Raw genomic sequence first — 21,725 nt, forward strand, 5'->3', positions numbered from 1 at the left:
CCATTCCGGAAGTCTTCGTCGTCATGGGTCATCCCGGCACGAGAGTTGGAAGGCGGAACATTGGTAATCGAGTAACGGGAAGGGGGCGAACGGCGGAGCATGCCTGGATGTTGCGCGACGTGACAATGCGCGACGTCTCTTCAGCACCAGCCTGCTCGCTTTGGCCGCGTGGGCCAGAAAAGAAGCGCGCCCGGGGCAACGCGCCCCTGCTGCAATCAAAACCGCAACCAGCCCTTCTGCATCACGCGACAGGCGCAAGAGCCGTGTGGCAGGCAGCACTGGCAGGCTCCTGGTCGAACGCACCGTGGAAGTTGCGCTCCACCATTTTCTCCATCGAGGCTCCGGGTGCGCGTTGCGGGCCCCGGCGCCGCCGGACCTGCTTGCCGGCGGCGGCGGGCCAACGAGCATCACGCCCTGGAGTTGGCAACCTTTTGGACAAACGCGTCGAGCTTCGCATCAAGTGCCTGCGCCGCTTGCAGCTGGGCTTCATTTGGCGAGTCCAGCAAGGTTGACGGCTGGAGATAGGTTATCGAGGTGCAGTCTTTCTCCTCGAGGACCAGAAGCTCAACGGGAACAAACAAACCCGCGGCCATGCCGTGGCGAAGCAAGGTGATGGCAATCATCGGATTGCCAAGCACGACCCGAAGCGAGCCTTGTTTGATGCCGGCCTTTTCGACCCACGCGCCGTGATCAAATTTTCCGAAGATCATGAAGCCCGACGGACCGAGCTTGCTGGTCATGGTCGCTTCGAATTCGTCCCATGAGCCTGACTTTGCGGTCAGTTCTGCCAGGGGCACCGGCTCGCGACCAATGTCGGCGTAAATGGCTTCGACAACCTCTTCATAGGTGGCGGCAGTTTGCACGCGGATGCGTGTGACGGGTGTGTTTGTGATCTTGGTCGTGGGCATTGGACAGATCCTGTGACAGGTTTGGCGGGGAACGCTCCATGAAAGGTCGGGCGTCATGTAACAGGAGAATAAGGGCGAATTTGACTTCGACAAGTGAAGGCACGTGCGATTGTGATTTCATCCGTCCAACCGGTGTGCGCGCGGCCACAGGCTGCGTCGGTAACCTGCGGCCGCCGCGGCCTCAATGCGTCGAAGTAATCACGCCATTTGCATCCACGACCGACGCTGCCCCGTCATCCTGGACCCGGACGAACGCGCCGGCATGCCCGGATGTGCCCGATTCCCAGCGCACGGTTCCTCCGGCACTTTTGACTTGCAGGTCGCCGTTTGCCTGCATGACCGCTTGCGTTGCATCCGTGCCTCCCGTGTTGGTTGCCCACACCGGGGTGTGACGGACATACAACACGAGATTCCCGTCGCCTTGCATGACGAGCTCGGTGCGTCCGTCACAGGAAGCCACTTCACCGTTTGCCTCGATGGTCTGCCCGCTGGTGAGGACGCCGCAGTTGCGGGCCGTCCCGATCCAGGGCGCGGCCGGCATGGTTGCCGGCATGGGGGTCGTCCCCAGATAGGCCTGTTTGATTTCATACGCAAGGCGCAAGTACCAGTCGGAAGGAAGCTGGTAGCCATCCGCATCAAGGGTCAGCCAGTAGCCCTGGTCCGGTGCTTCCTTGCGGGTGGAGGCGACTTTGAAAATGGACGTGCTCTCGTTGACCTCGTCGAACATCGCAATCTTGATGGCAGGTGCGCCGACGGTTTTCGCGTTGTAGGCCTGGTGCCACAAAAATGTTCCGCCTAGCCGCGGAGTCGGATTCTCGGGTGAACCGGGATTGCCGTTGTGGTCGCCTGAGCCTGGAAAAATCACCGGCATGTAGAGCTGGTGGTTTTTCTGTGTGACGGCCATGTCGGGCAGCAGCTCGCCTTGCATCCACGAATCGGCGCCGGCGTTGTCGTTGTACTTGGCGATAGGCCATGGCTGGATAACGTCGTATTGCGCGTAGACCGCTGGCCACCCGTCGCCATCGGCGCTGCCGTGCTGGCCAGGTGTGGTCCAGCCGGAGGAGACGCCGGCCATCACCGAGACATGGGCGACATCGTGGAACCAGCTGATGATGCGCTGGCCGAGATCGGCATTGTCGACGTAACTGTGGTTGTTCATGCCAATGCCCCAGACGCTCACCAGAGGCCGGCCACCTTGCTGGAGATATGCGCGGGAACGGGTCACGCCCACATCGTTGACCAGATGCAGCCAGTCGGCTTCCAGTGCGGCCATGAATTCGTCGTCTGTGCGGTTGTTGCGCGACGATGTCAGGTCGTATTCGACGGCAAAAACCCGGCCGTTGTCCTCGGCGGCCGTCATGATGTTCCGAAGCACCTTCTCGTTTTCCGCTACGGCGCCGCCGACATCACTGAGGAAGCGCTGCGCGAGAACGCCGTCAATTCCGTACTCACGCATCCAGGCGAAATGCGTTTCTTCCGTCTGGAGCGCAAACGACGTAAACAGCGACGCAGGCTTGCCGCCGATGGTGAACGGGGAGGCGTCGCACAGCGACGACGGGTCCATGCCGGTGAGATCGGGATAGGCATCGACGGAGATGTTGGTCAGCGTGGGAGCGACGTTGTTCGCCGTCCAGTGGCTCCAGTGGTACGGACTCCCGTCGCCCTCGCAGCGAAACCAGCCCTGGTAACCGGCAAGGACCTTGCCTTCGATGGTGGAAGGATCGGAAACGGACTGGGCGAAAACGGAGGTGGCGGGCAGGGCGGCGAGCAGGGTCGCGGCCATCAGCTTGCGGGTGAAGCGGGACATGGGTCTTCCTGTTGGTTGCCGGTTGCACCCCACGGCACTGTGGCCGGCGGTGCTGTTTGGGCGGGTGAGGGGCACCGTCTCAGACGCCCCGGTAAAGTGGTGCAAAGAGCCTGTCCAGGTAGCTCGCGACTCAGCGCGTGGACACGATGACGCCGTTTGCGTCGACCACGGATGCAACACCGTCGTCTTGCACCCTGACGAACGCGCCGGCATGCCCGCTCGAGTTCGATTGCCATACGACCGCCCCGCCAGCGCTCTTGAGCTGAAGGTTGCCGTCGGCTTGCATGACGGCCTGCCGTGCGAGGCTTCCGGAGGTGTTGCTGGCCCAGACCGGAACATGCCGGGCGTAGAGGACAAGGTTGCCGTCGCCTTGCATGACGAGTTCGGTGTTTCCGTCACAGGAAGCAACTTCACCGTTTGCATCAATCACCCCGTCGCTCGCGAGGACGCCACAGTTTTTCGCCGTGTTCATCCAGGGGGTCGAGGGCAGAGTCTCGGGCATGGTGGCGCCGGACGAATAGCCTCGCTTGATTTCGTAAGCGAGACGCAGATACCAGTCGGACGGCAGCTGATAGCCATCGGCGTCGAGCGTGAGCCACCAGCCCTGATCGGGCGCTTCGGCGCGCGTGGGTGCAACCTTGAAGATGGCGGTTCCCTCGTTGACTTCGTCAAACATGGCAATCTGCACCATCGGTGCGCCCAGACTGCGGGCGTTGTACGCCTGGCGCCACATGAATTGTCCACCGAGCCGCGGTACGCCGTTTTTCTTCGACGTGTGGTCGCCGTTGGCGTCTGAGGACCCCGGAATAATCACCGGCATGTACAGCTGGTGGTTGGCCGTGGTGAGCGCCATGTCGGGAGCAATGTTGCCATCGCGCCATCCATCAACGTCCGTCAGGGTGCTGTAGTGGCCGACAGTCCAGGGCGAGATGATGTCGAGCTGTTTGTACAGCGCAGGCCACTCGCTGCCCGGCGCACTGCCGTACTGCCCCGGTGTGCGCCAGCCCGGCGAGACGCCTGCTTTGATGACCACATGCGCTTCGTTGTGCAGGTAGTCGATGATTTGCTGGGCAAGGGCAGGGTGGTTGATGAAGGCATCGCCGTCCATGCCAAACCCCCAGATGCCGACCACCGGCTTGCCACCCTCTTTGAGGTAGGAAGGGCTCCGGGTCACACCGATGTCGTTGACCAAAAACTGCCAGTCGGCCTTGAGCAGGGCGAGAACCTCGTCGTCGGTATGACCGGTGCGATCAAACACGTAATCGATGGCAAAAACGCGGCCGTGGTGTTCGGCGGCGCTCATGATGTTTTTGACGATGCGTTCGTGATCCGGTGCATCACCCGCCACTGCGGTCAGGAAACGGCCGTACATCACGCCGTCGACGCCATACTCTTGCATCCATGCAAAGTGGCTTTCCTCCGTCTGTGGCGCAAACGACGTAAACAGGTAAGCCTGCTTGCCCTGCACGGTCATGCCCGGGACCGGGCACAAAGAGGCGGGGTCGAGGCCAGACACATCAGGGTAGTTGTCAACGGAGACGGTGTCGGCTGCCGGCACTGCGTTGTTGGCGGACCAGTGGCTCCAGTAATTCCAGTTGCTGCCGTCCCCGGGGCACCGGAACCATCCCTGATAGCCGACCAGGACTTTCCCCTTGATGGTTGACGGGTCGGATACGGACTGGGCATAGGCGGGGAGGGCGGAGAGGGTCGAAAGAAGGCATGCAGCGAGGATGGTGCAGCGCAGACGGGTCACGTTGGCGTCTCCTTTGAAAGCGCCAAGATAGCCATCACGCGCAGCAGCAACTGTGACGCGCGTCGGTAGTCGCAAGGCTCAATAAAAGTCGTCCGTCATGTATAAGCCATGTGGTTTTGCACAAGCACCCTGCCGCAGTTTTTCCATCCGCGAATCACTGCTTGGCTCATCGCGCGTGCTGGACATGGCGGGCCATGTACACCTGCAGGTGGATAAAGGTGATTTCCAGAAGCGGCACCGGAATACCGAGACGCTGTGCCTGCTTTACCATGTCTCCCACGATGGCATCTGCTTCGATGCGTGGGCGATTCTTTGCAATGTCGCGCATCATGGATGCCGTCCAGTCGGAATCGGGATCCATGAGAAAGGCAATGGATGACCCGAGTGTGTCCGGTCCAGGCACGAAGCCGCTTGCCTCGGCAACGCGGCAACATTCTTCGAAGGCCTGGTGCAAAAGGGCACGCCCGTTGTCTGTTCGGTGAATGTCTTGCAAGGTGCCGCGCATCAGGCAGCATGCAGCAGCGCCCGCTGCGAGCAACGTCCACTTGTCCCACAGCGCCTGGTCAATCACCGCGCTCAAGTGTCGTTCGCCTGGCGTTCTGGCGAACAGGGCGTGGGCATCTTTGGCAATATCAGCAGATTCGGTGGCGCGTGCCCCGATGGTGAGGGCATCCCGGCTGCCGAGGTGGCGGATGACACCGTCACTGAACAGACCGGTCTCAATATGCGCCACACCACCCAGGACACGCCGTCGCCCGAACGCGCCGTCGAGCCAGTCATAAACGCCGATCCCGTTGATAAAGGGAAGAACCGATGCGCCCGATGCCAGAGCTGGGGCAACGGCGTCGATGGCGCTTTGCAGGTCGTAGGCCTTGCACGCGAGGATGACGAGGTCGAAGTCATCGCGTTTATGGACGGCAGGCACTGCGTGGACAGCCTCGGCGAAACTGCCAAGCGGGCTTTGCACACGCAAGCCATCCCTGGCAAGCTGCCGCCGCCTTGCTTCACGCACGAGGAACGTAACGTCGGCGCCGGCTTCGATGAGCCGGGCGCCGTAGTAGCCGCCGATACCGCCTGCGCCCAGCACGAGTATTTTCATGAATCGGCCTGTGCCGCGTCTCGGTTGCCCCGGCGGCTGCGCTGACCGCCGGGGCTGGGTCAGGCGATTCAGTAGCGGGCGAGCACCGTCGCGATGCCCTGACCGCCGCCGATGCACTGGGTAGCAAGCGCATACCGCCCGCCGGTGCGATGCAGGATTTGCGCAGCCTTTCCCGTGATGCGCGCACCCGTTGCTCCCAGCGGATGACCCAGTGCAATGGCGCCGCCGTCGATGTTGACGCGCTCGATGTCGAGGCCGAGTTCCCGGATACAGGCGAGCGACTGGGAAGCAAACGCCTCGTTGAGCTCGATGACGTCGAGCTGGCGGGCAGTCAGGCCTGCGCGTTCAAGGGCTTTGCGCGTCGCCTGCACAGGACCGATGCCCATGTATTCCGGCTCGACGCCGACGACAGCCGTCGAAACGATACGCGCGAGAATGGGGAGGCCATGGCGCAGGGCAAATTCTTCAGAGGTAACCAGTGTCGCCGCCGCCCCGTCGGTCAGGGGGGATGCGGTCCCCGCAGTCACGGTCCCGCCGAACACAGGTTTCAGCGCGGCAAGCCCCTCAAGGGTGGTCTGCGGACGCAGGCAGGCATCGGCGTCGAGGACACTGCCGTCTTGCAGGGTCACCGGCGTCAACTCGGCAGCCAGCCTGCCGTCGGCTTGGGCTGCTGCTGCTTTTTGCTGGGAGTGGAGGGCGAAGACTTCCTGATCTTCGCGACTGATATTGTAACGGCTCGCGACATTCTCGGCCGTTTCGCCCATGGTGACGTAGGCGCGGATATCGATTTCGTGCCCGTCGCCATGCGTCTCGGCAAACCGGGGATTGGGTGAGTAGTGAAGGCCCCCCTGGGGCACCTGCGTCATGCTCTCGACGCCCGCTGCAACAAACGCGTCTCCCGCCCCCATCGCAATCTGGCCTGCGGCCGTGTGGATGGTGTACATGGACGATCCGCAAAAGCGGTTGACGGTTGCGCCCGGCACGGTGATGGGAAAGCCGGCGAGCAGCAGCGCGACCCGGGCCACGTTGTCGCCTTGGGTTCCCTCGGGATACGCACATCCCATGATGACATCCTCGACCAGGGCGGGGTCGAGGCCTGCGCGGTCGACCAGCGCGCGCAGGGTTGCTGCTGCAAGGTCATCGGGCCGCGATGCCGCCAGTGGACCCTTCCTTGCAAACGCAAACGGGGTACGGACATAACCTGCAATGACGGGTGTACGCATGGCGGCTTCCTGTAGAATGATTGTCATCATGCTAACTCCGCAACGCGGCGCCGGGGAAGGGGTTGCCTGTCGCAGCCGCAACCAGGCAGCGCGTGAGGCCGCTCGTCGCCACCCCTTGTGACGCACTTCGTGCGAAGGGCCGGCCAGCATCGGCTGGATACCGGGCCCCGCTCTGTTTGTCAGGATTCCATGGGCAAAAAATGTGATATTTCCGTTTTGGAGGCCACAGGCGTTGCAGTCTGCACGGGTGTCCCGCAAGGTTGCACTCCGCTCACGCGCGGGGCTGCCAGTTCGCCTGCGATTGACGGTCGGGGACACCCATGTTGACCTTGCGGGGTGCAGTCATCAGCGACTTGCCGCTGCTCTTCCGGGGGGAACACGCTTACATGGTCGACCATGAGCCAGACGCGCTCGAGAGCTGGTTCGCCAGCATGGAAAAGCGCCTGGGGAAATGGATAGACAATCTCCCGCACTTGCACGTGGCAGAGGTCGACGGCGCCGCAGCTGGCTACTGCCTGTGGTACGCGGACGGGGAGAGTGCTGTCCTTGCAGCTCTTCACACCGAGCTGAGTGCCCGGCGCCAGGGCGTCGGGCATGCGCTGCTTCACAGGTTCGAAACACATGCGGTCTCTCAGGGTTTCTCAGTCCTCTCGCTCGGCGTCTTGCCGGGGAATCCGGCACGCCGCCTCTACGAACGCGCCGGGTACCGTTTCGTGTGTGCCGCTGGACGCTACCACCACCTGGTCAAAAACATCCATGTGAAAGCCTGAGCGGCTGCAACCATTTGATGATGACCTGCATCCAAAGGTTGGACTGGCGTTCCCGGAAGTCGTCGCTTTTGCGACAAGACCGGGAGTTGGTCCGTGAAACCATGTTGCCGCAGATCCGATGGCCTTCCTGCGCGACTGATACCAACCCTCTTGGACGAACAGAAAAATCATGAAATTGCTGACATTGGCGGCACTCGCCGCAATGGGACTGTCAACAGCTGCGCACGCAACAGACGCCCACGAGTACCAGGGGCCTGACATGGCGGCCCAGGCGACGACCGATTACACAAGGAGCTTTGACTTCGTCTCAAAATTCAACGACGAGTCGTACCGGGTCAAGGTCTACATTCCGCAGGGCAAGGCGCCTGCGGGAGGATACCCGGCGGTCTATCTCCTGGACGGCTCGACGATGTTTGGCACGTTTGCCAGTGCGGTGTGGAACGAGGCCCAGGCACAGGAGCGCGAGCAGGCTGTCGTGGTGGGCATTGAAGCGGGTCCCGGGAAAAACGACGCCGACCGAACGTTCGACTTCACGCCATCCGACATGTCCGAGACCGAGAAAAAGATCGTCGTCGACCTTGGGCCGAAACCGCGGTTTGGCGGCTATGAAAACTTCATGCGCACCATCCAGGAGGAAGTCAAGCCGCGGGTGCAAAAACTCGTCGCGCTCGACCGTAAGCACGAGACCCTTTTCGGTTGGTCGCTGGGCGGTCAGGTGGTCGTCCACACCATGCTCGTCCACCCGGAGTTTTTTTCCTGCTACGTGGCGCTCAGCCCGTCAATCTGGAGAAACGACAGGGCCGTGCTCAAGGAAATTCCCGCTTTTGAGCAAAAGGTGGCCAACGGCACACGCGTGAGCCTCTTTGTCGGCGTTGGCAGCCTTGAGGAGGAACTCTCGGCGGGCATGGCCAAGTGGCCCGTTGACCAGGGCAGACTGCGCGAGGAGGCCCGTTACGCCCACATGGTTGGCAACGTGGTGGACTTCACTGCGCTGATGCGGCCACTGTTCCAGGACCACGGCATGGCGTTTGAGTCGCGCATCTTCGAAGGTGAAACGCACAACACGGTGTCATGGACTGCCGTCAACCCGGTCCTCCAGTTTGTCTTGCCGCCGGGCCACCCCAAGTAAGCACCCTGTCGGCCCGCCATGCGTGGGCCGACCGTTTTACATCTTCCGGGGCTTGGCAAGGTCAGGTCCCGGGACTTGAAGGGGTTGCACGCACTTTTCCGCGCGCGCTGCCTGCAGCTCAGCTGGCAACGTATACCTGGTTTTTCCCGGCCTGCTTTGCATCGTAAAGGGCATCGTCCGCCTTTCGGACCAGCGTGTGCGCATCGGTCCCATGGTGAGGTGCCTGGGCGACGCCCACACTGAGCGTCACCGATAACCTTTGACCCTGCCATGCAAACGGGCGCGCCGCCGCGCCGACAAAGCTTTCGGCCCGAACCACAGCCTCCCGCAAGGACACCGGCGGTACCAGCAGGGCGACGAACTCATCCCCGCCCAACCTGCAGATGGTATCGGCCGGACCAGCCAGGGCTGCAAGGCGGCTCGCAAACTCCCGCAACAGTTCGTCACCTGCGCCATGCCCATGCTCATCGTTGACGGATTTGAAACCGTCAAGGTCCATGTACAAGACCGCGAGACTTTCCTCAGGCGCGAGGGCCGCTAGGAGTGCCCTGAGACGCTGTTCAAACACGAGCCGGTTGGGCAGCCCTGTCAATGCGTCCGATTCGGCGAGCTGTCGCATTCGGTCGGCCACAGCGCGTGCGATGGAGACATCGCGCAAGACAAGGACGCCACCCACCACTTCGCCGTCGCGGTCGCGTATCGGCGCCGCCACGACCTCCACGTCAACCTTTTCGCCACTGTCGAGCACGAGGTGTCGCGGCTGGAGCGTGTCGACCACCCGCTCTTCATAAATGGCGCGAATCAGTGAGGTCTGGCTTCGCTGGCCGTCAGGGTCGTGCAGAGCCACGACGGTGTCGATGGGCAAACCTCGCGCCCGTATCGCCGTCCGGTCCAGCAGCGCTTCCGCGCGGCGGTTGAGAAACGTCACCGCTCCGGAACGGTCAGTGGTCAGGACGGCATCGGTGATGGATTCGAGGGTAACCTGAGCCAGCTCCTTGGCAGCAAACAAACCTTTTTCTAGTTCCTTGCGTTCGCTGATGTCGTTGACCAGCACGTACATTCCACAGACGCGTCCCGCGTCGTCCCGGTCGGGGGTATACGAAACGTCCCCGACAAAATGACGCCCGTGCAGGCTCAGATGGCGCATCTCGAACCGGACGGCTTCGCCCTTGCGAACCCGGGCCAGGACAGGGGAGAAGAGGGCGTAGGTTTCCTCCCCCAGAAACTGCCGGAGTGTCGTGCCAATGCGGGGTGCGCCATTGCCAAACCAGGCCCGGTAGGTTCCGTTTACAAACCGGTACGTCTCGGTTTCATCGAGTCTGGCCATCAGTGCGGGGACGCCATCGGCCATGCGGCGCATGCGCATTCTCGACTGCGCGAGCTCGTCCTGGAGGCGCCTTGATGTCGTCACGTCCTGGGCCACCGCGACAAAACCGGTGATTCGGCCGGCCACGACAACAGCCGATGCCGAGGCGCGAATCCAGGCTGTTTCGCCGTCCGGCTTGAGGAAGCGGAAATCGTGTTCGAAGCGCTCGCCGCTGGCAACGAGGCGCGCCCAGGCGTTGAAAACGCGTTCCCGGTCGTCGGCAGCGACGCCATCGCGAATGAAAAGAACGGCGTCATCGCCCAAGCGTCCGTCGACCCACGCCGACGCCTTGGCATTGAGCCATCGGAAGACACCGTGAGCGTCGGCATGGAAAACCGCCATCGGTGCAGCGTCCGTAAACGCCTGCAGTTCGGCCCGCCTGTGGTCAATTTCGATAAAGCTGTCTTCGAGGCTTGCAAGGAGGCTTGCTGTCGCAGCCCGCGACCGCCGGAATGTCCCGAGCGACCATGCGCTCAAGACCAGTAGAAGGAGGGCAGAAACGACAAGCACGAGGTTCTCGTTTCGCTGCAATACGCCCAGCTCAGCGTCCTCCAGCTCGGTGAGGTCGTCAGAAGCCTTCGAAAGGAGGTCGAGCCGGTCGTCGCTGCCGAAGTCCGGGTTACCATGCGCCTCGCGCAAGGGGGGCGCAGCGCTGCGCTCACGGGGGAACGTCTCCGTCCTGTGCGCTGCAAGCGCACTACTGAGAGCCTTCGCCAACACCCGTTCCTTGGGGCTGTCTGCCGACGCGGCGATGGCATCGACCGATGCCTGGGCCCGCTTGGTCGCCAGTTTCAACCCGTGAAGGGACGCGGCGTCGTTTTCCGGCGTTGGTCCGGAGACGGCTATTCTCATTAACTGGCCCTGTCGGGCGACGTCCCTGGCGTCGAGCATGATGGCGTGGCGCTTGGCGATTTCCGCCTGCACCTCCAACACGCCGGCAACCGTCGAGATCCATGCAATCAGCAGTACGACGACGAGCGCTACGGATGCCCGTGTGTTCCGGTCGACTAGTTTGGAGATGTCTCTGTGGCGCGCTTGGGGCATCAACGTCTTCTGCGGGCAAGTTCGCCGTATCTTCGACCGGGCCGGGGTTGTGCCGGACCGTATCCGGCTGTCGGATGGTGGTATGACGGACGATATCCCAATCCCTCAAAGGTTGCGATAACCCGGTTGAGGTGGTTGGCTTTCAACCAGGACACGTCGCCAACGGGGACTCAACGTTTCTCGCCGGACAAAACGGGGGGCGATCTTTTTGATGTGTGGAACCGGTTTGCGCGATGCGTTGCACTGCTGGGACCTCCGCCTGGGTAGGGACCCGAAGGTGCACGCACTGGTCAGCCTGCGTCGCGCAAAACAGCGTGCGCTGTCGCCATCGTCGCCCGGTTTGAGAATCGTGGTCTGGCCAGACTCGGTCGGTAGACGCAAGCGTGCGGCTGGGTCTGGCCATTGATCTACGGGGCACCGGATTGGTCGCACGGCTCCGGGTCTCGGCCCGCTTTTACCGGACTGCCACGACGGACCCCGCAATGGCGTCCGGGAACGCCGATGCCCGGCCGAATGTAGAGGGCAGCAGGGCCGTCCTCTACATTCGGCCGTCGGGCAGCGTCAGGTGTAGATGCGCTGATCGAGAAATGTCGACACGAGCTCCGCCACTTCCGCGGGTGCCTGGAGGGGGACAAGGTGGCCGATGCGGCAGCACATGGAACTCAACATCCGCCACACGGGGCAGCAACTCGCTCTTGTGCGCGCCAACTGGATCGACCTTGTCGCCGCCGCCGGCAATGACGAGCGCTGGGACCCGCACAGACGCCAGCTCACCGCTGATGTCTTCGCAGTCAGCCTTGCATTGTCGATAGGATGCGCGAGAGTGCGGCTATCTTCCCGACGCAACGGCTTGACAGCGCGGCATCACACAATGGGTCAGGAGATCGGCAACGTTTTCGCAGGCCAGTCAGGCGGTCGGATCCGCGAGCGAAGCAGGAGGCTGGGACAGACAGAGGGCCGGAGCCTGCTCGCCTGTTTGGGTTCGGTGGCCGCCCGCGAAGCGCTGTTCGCCCATGCGGAGCAAGACGGTGTCGAACCATCCGCCGGCTGTCGAAAGGACGTACGCGTGCGCGTCGGGCCCATCCGCATCGATGGCTGATTGGGATGTCGGAACTGTTGGCTGAGATGCGCATCCGGATCCCTCGGCAGGGCTTGTAAATACGCCGAATGGAAAGATTCCGTGGTCGTCGTCACGCTCAGAGTCGTTAGGCCGTAGATACCTCGTTTGAGGTATCTACAAGAGTCGCGCTTGCGTCGCATGCTATGAGATCGTTGACGAAGCCCTCGGTTCAATGGAAAGACACCCATGAAGTTCGTTACCATCCCTGTGCTTGTTTTGGCCCTTGCCGCATGTGTTGCTGCTCCGGTGCACCCCGGCGACGTCGCCGCTCGACCGGTGGATGCCCCCGAGGCGACCGTTGAGCGAACCACGTCGTCCGAGCTTGTTTCCAAAATCAACGGCGAGGCATATCGGATAAAGGTTTTCCTACCCGCCGCCAAAGCGCCCGATGCGGGCTTCCCGGTCGTTTACGTCCTAGACGGAAACATACTCTTCGGGACTTTCGCAGGTGCGGTCCGCAACGAGTCCCAGGCCCGCGACATCAAGCCGGCCATCGTTGTCGGCATCGAGAGCGGTGAGGGTAAGCTGAGCGCTGGTCGTACTTACGACTTTACTTATGCGGACCTGACCGATTACGAAAAATCGATCATCGTCGACCTGGGTGATCATCCCCGGTTTGGCGGATACGAAAAGTTTCGCCGGGTGATTGAAGAAGAGGTCAAGCCGATGGTTGAAAAAATGGCAAGGGTAGATCGCACACGCCAAGCCATCTTCGGCTGGTCGCTGGGCGGTCAGTTTGTTATCCACACGATGCTGAAATTCCCCGAATCGTTCAGCGCCTACGTTGCGGTAAGCCCCGCATTATGGAGGAGCAATCGCTCGGTGTTTGGCGAGCTTGAAGGCCTTCAGCGCGGCGCGACAGAAGGGAATCTACCGTTTCTGTTCATCGGTGTGGGCGGCGAGGAGGGTGAGTACACGTCAGCCTTGTCAAAATGGCCTGTCGATCAGACAAAGTTTGCTGCCGAGGTGAAGTACGCCCGCATGGTCGAAAACGTACGCGACTTCGCGAGCGACGTGAGCCCATATTTCAAAAAAACGCCGCAGCGTCTGCAGATGCGGATATTCGAGGGGGACACTCACAATACAGTGCCCTGGTCGGCGCTTAACCCGGTGCTTCGATTTCTCCTTGCCGATCCTTCAGGCGCCCTGGCTTCCCCGTGAAGTAAGTCGACAGTCCGCCAAAAGACAAGGAAGGGCGTTAGACCAGGGCCAGTTGACGACGTTCCTTTTGGTGAACTTCCCCAGGACCAGGTACGGGGTCGTCTGGTCAAACCTCGAGGTATTCGAAGGCGAAACGTTGAAGACCGACATCGACATGGTCCTCAGGCTGGGACGTCGTGTCGGCATTGCCGAATGCAGGTCACGCGCCGGGTTCGGTGAGGCGCCGCTACGCGCCTTGCCTGATGCCAGCCATGAAGAGCGAATTTGTCTTCTTTTCGACCTTGCTGTCGCCGGATGATGACTGAATCCGTGCTGTAGTTGAATCGCTCGCGTTGAGAGACCTTCCCTTTCCGGTGTTTGTCGTTACGGACGGCTCCTTGATTGATACACAGAAAGCGCTGCTCGCCGAACACTTTGAACTCGGCCGGGTCGGGTTCGCCCTCGCAGCGCCCATTCTTCTTTAACGACCCGAAGGTCGCCGGCCGAAGCAGCGGTGAAGGATTCATGTCGAACCGGCAGGGTTGGCCAGTGGAGCTTTCTCGCTTGCAAGGACTTGCTGGCTAAACGTTAACCCGGCTTAGCCGGACGACTACGTCCGTTGATATGATTCCCATCCTAGAAGTCAGGGAGAGATGCAATGGAAACGATGCCGGGTTGGGGTTGGGCTCTTTTAGCGGGAGTGGGCGTCATTGCAGCGGCGATTGTGGTCATCGTTCGGGCGGGAGCCAGCGCGGCACAGCGCCAGCTCCAGGCTCGTCTGGAGCTGGCGCTGGCGGACGCGAGTCGTTTTCCCGATGCGCAAGACCGCGCTACTCGGGCAGAATCCCGCGCCGAAGCCCTGACCGCTGACGTTTCCGCTGCTGCGGCAAGAGAAGCCGGGCTCGTAGCTCGCGCGAACGAGGCGGCTGGCACGGTGCTGAGGCTGGAAGCAGGCATTGTCGCCCGCGACGGCGACAGTTCTGCACTTCGGGAAGCAGTCGGACGCTTGCAGCGAGAACTTGCAACAGCCAACGCGACGTCCGAGTCCAGGGCGAGCGAGGTTACGCGTATCCGGCAAGAACGCGACGCATCGCGGGCCGCACGCGACGAGACGACACGCACAGTCGACGGGATCCGGCAAGTCGCGGCGGTGGCGGAGGCCAACCTCGCGTCCAAAACGCAGGAAGCGGCCCAGCTGTCCATCGAGCGAGATGCCGCGCGGGAAGAGCTTCGGTTGTTGTCGGCCCGGTTCCAGCAAATGCGCGCCGACCACGCGACAGCCGCATCCGAGCGCGATGCCACGAGGGAGGCGGTCGTCGATACCAAGGCCTTCCTCGCCAGGGCTCAAGCCGAGATGCGGACGGCGTTTACCGAAGCGGCAAGCAAGGTGTTCGACGAGAAATCCCTGCTGCTCGACCAGCGCATCCAGGCAAGTTCCGAGGTGTCAAAGGTGAGCCTAGAGGCAACACTGAAGCCCTTCGCCGAGAAGGTCACCTCGTTCCAGGCCAAGGTCGAGCAACTGGGGACCGACCAGGCCAAGGAGCATGCGCAGCTCGTGGGCACCATCGGCGAACTGAAGGGCCTCAACCAGAACATGGCCACCGCCGCCGAGGCGCTGACCCGCGCGCTCAAGGGAAATGCAAAAACGCGCGGTGACTGGGGTGAGCTTATTTTGGAGACGGTGCTCAAAGGCTCTGGTCTTGAAGAGGGCAAGAACTACGTCACCCAGATGCACACGGTCGACGAGGACACCAACCAGCGGAAGTATCCGGACGTGGTGGTGAACCTACCCGACGGGCGCCGCGTCGTGGTCGACTCGAAGATGAACTTCGTTGCCTGGACGGAAGCACAAGATGCCCAGACGCCCGAAGGGCACCAGGAAGGCCTAATTCGGCATGCGGCGGCCCTTCGCGCTCACATGCGCGAACTGTCAGACAAGAATTATCCGAAGGTGCTCGGTGCCGATGCGCTGGACTTGACCATCTTGTTCGTGCCCATCGAGGGGGCCCTGTCGGCGGCGCTCTCTGTCAACCCCGACCTGCAGACCGAAGCTTTTGCAAAAAAGGTGGTGTTTGCATCACCCAACACGCTCATGGCCATGCTGCGCGTGGTTGAACGGCTCTGGACGCGAGACCGGATTCAACGCCAGGTGGGCGTCATCAACGAAGAAGCGACCAAGCTGCTCGACGCGCTGGGCGCCTTCATGGATGACTTCGACGCCATCGAGACGCGTCTTCGGCAAACGGGCGAGGCGTACTCAAAAGCCAAAAACCGCCTCAACGAATCAAACCAGTCCGTGGTCTCCCGCGCGCAGAGGCTGGTTGCCGCCGGCGCCCGGCCAAAGAAGAGCCGGCGGGAAGAACTGCTTCCGGTGTCCGGGGGCGCGGAGATTGCGTTGGCTCTCGCTACCGACGGCGCCGAAGACGGGACCGAAGCGTCAAGCAACGTCTAAGCGAACGGCATCTCGCCGCCAGCCAACATCAAAGGCCCACTGGGCCAGCGTCGGATGGAAACCATCCGCGAAGGGGATTGAACATGGAACCCGTCACCGAAGTTACCGACGCATTGATTTTCCAAAGCTCGCTTCCCAATGCAGAGAAGCTCGAACGCGCCCGTACACAGTTGCTCGACTTGTCGGCCCGGAACCGTCTGCTGAATATGCCAAGGACCAGCAAGTCGATGGCCATCGCGGTCATTGATGAGAAGGCTGCGGAGGTTTACCGACTGCTGGTTCGCGAAAACAAGGCGTTCACCTTCCTTGCTGGCAAAGCCGCGGCGGGAGAAGGTGTTGAAGAGGACGCGGAGGCAGAGGAGGCAGCAGGCGACGAGCCCGACGAAATCGACCAGCTTGCGCAGCCCGACGACGACGGCACGGACGAGCGTGGCGTGCTGTTGCGGCACACCGACACCAAACTCCAGACACGGCTCACGGGCAAGGGCCTGCAAAAAAGACTGCTCGAGTTGTACCTCAATTCAAAGACGCTTGAAGAAGAGCAGGGCGTCAACGTTCTCTATGCCACGCTCGGTGCCTTGAAATGGGTTGACCCGAACAAGGCAACGAACGTCCGCTACGCCCCCCTGGTCCTCATCCCGGTTGAGCTCAGTCGTGGCGCCGCCGGCGAGCGGTTTCGGCTGAAGGCCCGAATGGAAGATGTGGCGTCCAACCTCTCACTTGAAGCGTACCTCGACCGTGTCCACAAGCTCCGCATGCCGGTGTTCGACGCGACCGACGCCTTTGACATCGATGCGTACTGCGCTGACGTCGCACAAACCGTGTCGGAAAAGCAGGGCTGGGAAGTGCTTGCCGACGAGATGACGGTCGGCTTTTTCTCGTTTGCCAAGTTCTTGATGTACCGCGACCTCGACCCTGCCATCTGGCCCAAGGGCAACACCATTGTCGACCGTGCCCTCGTCAAGGGGTTGTTGTCCGACGGGTTCCCCGGCGGTGAAGGGATGCTCGACGAAGGGGCAAACATCGACCCGGTCATTCCGCCGGCCGACATGCTCCATATTCTCGATTGCGACAGCTCGCAAGCCATTGCCATCCGTGAAGTGCGCCGTGGCCGCGACATGGTCATCCAGGGCCCTCCCGGCACCGGAAAAAGCCAGACCATCGCCAACGTCATTGCCTCCGCCATCAAGGACGGGAAGACCGTGCTGTTCGTCGCCGAGAAGATGGCAGCACTGGAAGTCGTCAAGCGGCGCCTTGATGAGAAAGGTGTGGGCGACGCCTGCCTCGAACTCCACAGCAACAAGGCCAACAAGCGGGCCGTGCTCGAAGAGCTGCGCCGCACCTGGGAACTGGGCGCACCCAAGGCAGCACCGACCGGGACTCTGATTTCCCGTCTGACCGAAGCAAGGGACGAACTCAACGCGCACGTATCCAGGCTCCACAGTGTCGACCCCGCGTCCGGCCTCTCGCCCTTCCAGGTGATGGGCCACCTCTCCCGCTTGCGGCAGGCCGGCGTGATGCCCAATGATGTGGCACTCCAGGGCATCGATGGTTGCGGTCCGGATGGGTTCGAACGGCGTCACGCTCTCCTGAACGACCTCGTTGCCCGCATCGACATCATCGGCAAGCCGGACGACCATGCCTTTACCGGCGTCGGCATCGAGGCGATGGCGCCAACCGACCGCGAGCGGCTTGTGGTCCGCATCGAAGCGCTGCGTGACCAGCTCGAGCACGCGCGCGAACACATGGCGGCAACCGCCGCACTGCTCGAAGCCGGTGCGCCGCTTCGGCTCAATGATGTTGCTCCCCTCAGTGTGCTCGCCCAGCGCGTCAGTGCTGCCCCCGTGCTCGACGCTGAGGCCATGGCCCGTGACGCCTGGACTGAGGCATCGGCTGTCGATGCCCTTCTTGGCGACGGCCACCGCTTTGCCGCCTTGCGCCAGGCCCTGTCTGCGGAAGTCGCCCCGGGCGCCTGGGATGAGGACATCCGGGAAGCGCAGCAGGCGCTCGCCGGCTTGCCCGAAGCATTCGATGCGGCTGCCATCGAACGCCTCGCGTCGGTCCGCGACGCAATTCCGGGACTGGTCCAGGCGGCCAAGGGCCTGTCGCACGCCCTGGGTCGCGAATGCTCGCCGACGACCAGCGAATTTTCCCGGATGGCCAAAATCGGCGAGCGGGTCGCCAACGCGCCACCGGCGAGTCCGGAGACGTTTGCTTCCGAACTGTGGGAGGGGGGCGTCGAGCGTGCCGGTGGCATTGCCAACACGGTCGCCGATCTCGAGGGCGTCCGTGGCTCGCTCGCCGGTCAAATCCAGGAACTGGCGTGGGACATCGACGTCGGGTCGGCCCGCGCCGTGCTTGCTGCGAAGGGCACCGGTTTGCTCCGGTACCTGAGTGGAGAGTGGCGGGCAGCCAACAAGCTCATGCGCTCTGTGCTGACGAACCCGGCGCAACCCCTCCCTGTGACACTCGCCTCCCTCGACACGCTCATCCGGGGTCAGGAGGCACGTCGAATCTTGCGCGTAGACGACAGTTTTGCGCGTGCGGCATTTGGCGGTGACTGGCAAGGGGAGCGGTCCGCGTCTGCGCCCCTGATTGCACTCGTCGAATGGATGCGCTCGTTGCGCGGGCTCGGCGCAGAACCCAGGCTCATTGCTTCCCGTGGTCCTGAAAAAGAAGACGTCGCCCAGCGCTCAAAACAGGTCAACGTGCTCCTCGCACAGCTCGCTCCGGACCTCTCCGGCGTCCATGCCGACTTCCTCTCCCGGTCCGCGCAGGTCTTCGGTGAGGCAACAGGTCCGGAGCAGGTCGACTTGGAGTCCCTGCTGCAACTCGCTGTGCGCCATACCAATGCCTGGGCCGTGGCAAGCCGCCTGCTTGCTGCGCCTCCGGCGAGTGCGGGTTCAGTCAACGCCATTTTTGACCGGCTCGACGCCGGGAGAAACGCAAGGCAGCGACTGCAAGACAAAGACATGTTGGGCCGTGCGCTGTTCGGGTCGGCCTGGAACGGTCTTGACAGCGACTGGGACGCGCTATCGGTGGCGGCCGCCTGGGTGCACGCCAATGGCGACATCCGCGCGCTCGCAGGTCGTGTCATTGAGCGTTCGGCGCTCATCCCGCGTGCCAGGGTTCTCGACGCGTCGGTTACACACCTAAACGCCGCGTTCCGCGCGATTGCAGACGAGCTTGATCTCGATTTGTTGGCGAGCGTTGGTGCCGACGTCATTCATGACGTGCATCTCGACACCCTGGGCTGGCGTCTGTCGCGTTGGGTAGCCGAGCAAGAAGAGCTTCATCGCTGGGTGACTTACCGCGACCGCGCGGCAAGGGCCATTGCCGAAGGATGCGGGGACGTGGTCGCCCGCCTTGCCGATGGGCGTCTTGCGGCCAACGCTGCGGTTGCCGCCTTTGAGTTTGCCTACTTTGAGGGGCAATACCGCCGTGTGCTCAAGGCAGAGCCCGCTTTGGGTCGGTTCGACGGAGTGGCGCACGGCCACCTTGTCCGCGAGTTCGCCGACCTTGACCGCCAGCGAATTGTCGCCGCATCCGGGGAGGTCGTCCGTGCCCACCATCAGAACGTTCCCCGGCGCGACAGTGGCTCGGTCGGACCGCTCGGCGTGCTGCGTGGTGAAATCCAGAAGAAAAAAGGCCACATGGCGTTGCGAAAGCTTGTCGAGCGAGCGGGGCCGGCGCTGACTGCGCTCAAACCCGTTTTCATGATGAGCCCGTTGTCGGTCGCCCAGTTCCTCCCGCCTGGGGCGATGGAGTTCGACCTGCTCGTCATGGATGAGGCAAGCCAGATCCAGCCCGTTGACGCCCTGGGTGCTGTGGCCCGCGCGAAACAGGTCGTCGTGGTCGGCGACCCCCGGCAGCTGCCGCCGACGAACTTCTTCGCCAAGATGACCAGCGGCGACGAGGAAGTCGACGAAGACGAGCCGACCAAGGTGGGTGACGTCGAAAGCATCCTTGGCCTGTTTACCGCGCGCGGTCTGCCCATGCGCATGCTTCGCTGGCATTACCGCAGCCGGCACCAGTCGTTGATTGCCGTGAGCAACCGGCAGTTTTATGAAAACAAGCTCTTCATCGTGCCGAGCCCCTGGACGCAGGAAGGGGGACGGGGGCTGAGGTTCCATCATGTCCGGGATGGTGTGTTTGGGACGCCGGTCAAGAGCGTCAACGCCCCAGAGGCACGGATGGTCGCTGAAGCCATCGTCGAGCACGCGCGGCTCCATCCGAAGCTGTCTCTTGGCGTGGCAGCGTTCTCGGCAACACAAAGCCGTGCCATCAACGATGAGCTCGAAGTCTTGCGCCGCACCTTGCCGCCTGAAACCGAAGCGTTCTTCAACCGCCGCAACAGCGAACCGTTCTTCATCAAGAACCTCGAAAATGTCCAGGGCGACGAGCGCGATGTCATCTTCATCTCGGTCGGCTACGGCCCCACGGTACCCGGCGGAAAGGTGCCAATGCGCTTTGGCCCCCTCAACAACGAAGGGGGTGAGCGGCGCCTCAACGTGCTCATCAGCCGCGCCAAGCAGCGATGCGAGGTGTTTTCCTCGATGACGGATGAAAACATTGACCCGTCGTTCTCCGCCAATCGCAAGGGTATCGAGGCGTTCCGCATCTTTCTCCGATACGCGCGAACCGGAAAGCTCGACACTGCCGCCGTCTCGGGCCGTGATTTTGATTCCGTGTTTGAAGAGCAGGTTGCAACCGCCCTTGAAGAGCGCGGTTATGAGGTCCACCGACAGGTCGGTCTCGCGGGCTTCTTCATCGATTTGGCCATCACCGACCCCGAGCGCCCCGGCCGGTTTCTCCTTGGCATTGAGTGCGATGGCGCTTCGTATCACAGCGCGCAGTCCGCCCGTGACCGCGACCGCTTGCGCCAGCAGGTGCTCGAAGACCACGGATGGAACCTCCACCGCATCTGGAGTACCGACTGGTTCCAGCGCCCGCAAGAGCAACTCGACCTCGTCTGTCGGCAGATTGATGCGGCACGCGCTTCCTTCGACGAGCACGCCGCTGAAGAAGCCGTCGCATCCGAGCTCGCAGCAGCTGCAGCCGTCGTCGAGCGCGAGGAAAGGGCGGAGGACGGCGACTTTGCTTTTGCCATGTATGTTGAGGCGAGTCCGCGACGGCCGATGCATCGCACCGAGGAGATTCACGAGATACCCACCGGAATCCTCACTCAGCTTGCTGTGGACGTCGTCACCACCGAGGGACCTGTGCACACCGACGAGGTTGTCTCCCGCATTCGCGATGCCTGGGGCGCCAAGCGTGCCGGCAGCCGCATCCAGATTGCCGTGGAAAAGGCCATTGACGTTGCAGTAAGGCAGCGCTACATCGAGCAAGACGGCGTGTGGCTGTCGATGCCCGGTGCAACCATCATTCCCCGTGACCGGTCGGAGGTCGCGTCCGTCGCCCTGCGAAAAGCCGAATATCTGCCGGAAGCCGAACTGGTTGAAGCTGTCTTGCTGGTCGTCGAGCGCAACTTCGGTGCGAGTCGTGACCAGGTCGTTGAGCGTGTGGCCCGCGCCATGGGCATCCGCGCGATTTCAGCCCAGGTCAGGGAGCGTATCGGCGGTGTGGTGGACGGAGCAGTGTCCAGTGGTCGTCTGGCGGCGGACGCAGGCCTGTTGACCATCGCGTCTCCGTAGGGGACCCGCACGACCCGCACGACCACAATGGGCGAAGAATGTCACACGGCGGGGTGCCAGCCCGGCATTTTCGTCGATGTCCGGTGAGAGTCTCCGGGCTAACAAGGCAACTGGGATGGGAACGGGTTGCTCGACGGCGAGGGCTGGCGTTTCATGTCGACCCGCGCCAGCGCCGTCGCCGACGGATATAGCGCCCAGAAGACGAATGTATGGCGGGCAGTGGGACCAGGGTGCTGGCTGGCCGACAGGTCTTGGCGGCG

General features: G+C 62.5%; 13 protein-coding genes. 7 read left to right on the forward strand and 6 right to left on the reverse strand.

What is annotated here, in order from left to right:
* Window positions 1-407 precede the first annotated feature (407 nt).
* From ACVWWJ_RS09295 to ACVWWJ_RS09315, 5 genes are all read right to left on the reverse strand, one after another.
* A complete protein-coding gene (locus ACVWWJ_RS09295) occupies window positions 408-908 on the reverse strand; it encodes a DUF302 domain-containing protein (RefSeq protein ID WP_456967538.1) in 501 nt (166 codons plus the stop codon).
* 181 nt (window positions 909-1,089) lie between these two features.
* Window positions 1,090-2,715 (reverse strand): hypothetical protein, encoded by a 1,626-nt coding sequence (locus ACVWWJ_RS09300; RefSeq protein WP_456967539.1) that lies wholly within the window; start codon window positions 2,713-2,715, stop codon window positions 1,090-1,092.
* Between the two features lie 130 nt (window positions 2,716-2,845).
* Complete coding sequence (locus ACVWWJ_RS09305) at window positions 2,846-4,468, reverse strand: hypothetical protein (RefSeq protein WP_456967540.1); 1,623 nt, start codon at window positions 4,466-4,468, stop codon at window positions 2,846-2,848.
* 166 nt (window positions 4,469-4,634) lie between these two features.
* On the reverse strand, window positions 4,635-5,567 hold the full coding sequence (locus ACVWWJ_RS09310; protein WP_456967541.1) for a ketopantoate reductase family protein: 933 nt from the start codon (window positions 5,565-5,567) through the stop codon (window positions 4,635-4,637).
* 68 nt (window positions 5,568-5,635) lie between these two features.
* Window positions 5,636-6,790, reverse strand: a complete 1,155-nt coding sequence (locus ACVWWJ_RS09315) for a thiolase family protein (RefSeq protein ID WP_456967542.1) — start codon at window positions 6,788-6,790, stop codon at window positions 5,636-5,638.
* Between the two features lie 386 nt (window positions 6,791-7,176).
* On the opposite strand from ACVWWJ_RS09315, the gene ACVWWJ_RS09320 reads away from it, so the two are divergent.
* A complete protein-coding gene (locus ACVWWJ_RS09320; RefSeq protein WP_456967543.1) occupies window positions 7,177-7,560 on the forward strand; it encodes an N-acetyltransferase family protein in 384 nt (127 codons plus the stop codon).
* A 169-nt stretch (window positions 7,561-7,729) separates the two neighbouring features.
* Window positions 7,730-8,689 (forward strand): alpha/beta hydrolase, encoded by a 960-nt coding sequence (locus tag ACVWWJ_RS09325; protein ID WP_456967544.1) that lies wholly within the window; start codon window positions 7,730-7,732, stop codon window positions 8,687-8,689.
* A 118-nt stretch (window positions 8,690-8,807) separates the two neighbouring features.
* Here the strand turns inward: ACVWWJ_RS09325 and ACVWWJ_RS09330 are convergent, their stop codons facing one another.
* On the reverse strand, window positions 8,808-11,099 hold the full coding sequence (locus ACVWWJ_RS09330; protein WP_456967545.1) for a diguanylate cyclase domain-containing protein: 2,292 nt from the start codon (window positions 11,097-11,099) through the stop codon (window positions 8,808-8,810).
* Between the two features lie 655 nt (window positions 11,100-11,754).
* On the opposite strand from ACVWWJ_RS09330, the gene ACVWWJ_RS09335 reads away from it, so the two are divergent.
* From ACVWWJ_RS09335 to ACVWWJ_RS09355, 5 genes are all read left to right on the forward strand, one after another.
* Window positions 11,755-12,198, forward strand: a complete 444-nt coding sequence (locus tag ACVWWJ_RS09335) for a hypothetical protein (RefSeq protein ID WP_456967546.1) — start codon at window positions 11,755-11,757, stop codon at window positions 12,196-12,198.
* Window positions 12,199-12,405: 207 nt separating this feature from the next.
* Entirely contained in the window at window positions 12,406-13,380 is a 975-nt protein-coding gene (locus ACVWWJ_RS09340; RefSeq protein ID WP_456967547.1) for an alpha/beta hydrolase, read from the forward strand.
* A gap of 70 nt (window positions 13,381-13,450) precedes the next feature.
* A complete protein-coding gene (locus tag ACVWWJ_RS09345) occupies window positions 13,451-13,678 on the forward strand; it encodes a hypothetical protein (RefSeq protein WP_456967548.1) in 228 nt (75 codons plus the stop codon).
* Window positions 13,679-14,017: 339 nt separating this feature from the next.
* The gene (gene rmuC / locus ACVWWJ_RS09350) at window positions 14,018-15,811 is read left to right on the forward strand and encodes a DNA recombination protein RmuC (RefSeq protein ID WP_456967549.1); all 1,794 of its coding nucleotides are present in this window, start codon (window positions 14,018-14,020) and stop codon (window positions 15,809-15,811) included.
* 83 nt (window positions 15,812-15,894) lie between these two features.
* Window positions 15,895-21,465, forward strand: coding sequence for a DUF3320 domain-containing protein (locus tag ACVWWJ_RS09355; RefSeq protein WP_456967550.1), 5,571 nt, complete (start codon window positions 15,895-15,897; stop codon window positions 21,463-21,465).
* The last annotated feature ends 260 nt before the right edge of the window (window positions 21,466-21,725 follow it).

Source organism: Luteibacter sp. HA06, from assembly GCF_054061215.1.

Coding starts and splice junctions, on each gene's coding strand:
- ACVWWJ_RS09330 (WP_456967545.1), bottom strand. CDS start 11,099: ATGCCCCAAGCGCGCCACAGAGACATCTCCAAACTAGTCGACCGGAAC.
- ACVWWJ_RS09340 (WP_456967547.1), top strand. CDS start 12,406: ATGAAGTTCGTTACCATCCCTGTGCTTGTTTTGGCCCTTGCCGCATGT.
- ACVWWJ_RS09295 (WP_456967538.1), bottom strand. CDS start 908: ATGCCCACGACCAAGATCACAAACACACCCGTCACACGCATCCGCGTG.
- ACVWWJ_RS09355 (WP_456967550.1), top strand. CDS start 15,895: ATGGAACCCGTCACCGAAGTTACCGACGCATTGATTTTCCAAAGCTCG.
- ACVWWJ_RS09315 (WP_456967542.1), bottom strand. CDS start 6,790: ATGCGTACACCCGTCATTGCAGGTTATGTCCGTACCCCGTTTGCGTTT.
- ACVWWJ_RS09335 (WP_456967546.1), top strand. CDS start 11,755: ATGGAACTCAACATCCGCCACACGGGGCAGCAACTCGCTCTTGTGCGC.
- ACVWWJ_RS09320 (WP_456967543.1), top strand. CDS start 7,177: ATGGTCGACCATGAGCCAGACGCGCTCGAGAGCTGGTTCGCCAGCATG.
- ACVWWJ_RS09300 (WP_456967539.1), bottom strand. CDS start 2,715: ATGTCCCGCTTCACCCGCAAGCTGATGGCCGCGACCCTGCTCGCCGCC.
- ACVWWJ_RS09325 (WP_456967544.1), top strand. CDS start 7,730: ATGAAATTGCTGACATTGGCGGCACTCGCCGCAATGGGACTGTCAACA.
- ACVWWJ_RS09310 (WP_456967541.1), bottom strand. CDS start 5,567: ATGAAAATACTCGTGCTGGGCGCAGGCGGTATCGGCGGCTACTACGGC.
- rmuC (WP_456967549.1), top strand. CDS start 14,018: ATGGAAACGATGCCGGGTTGGGGTTGGGCTCTTTTAGCGGGAGTGGGC.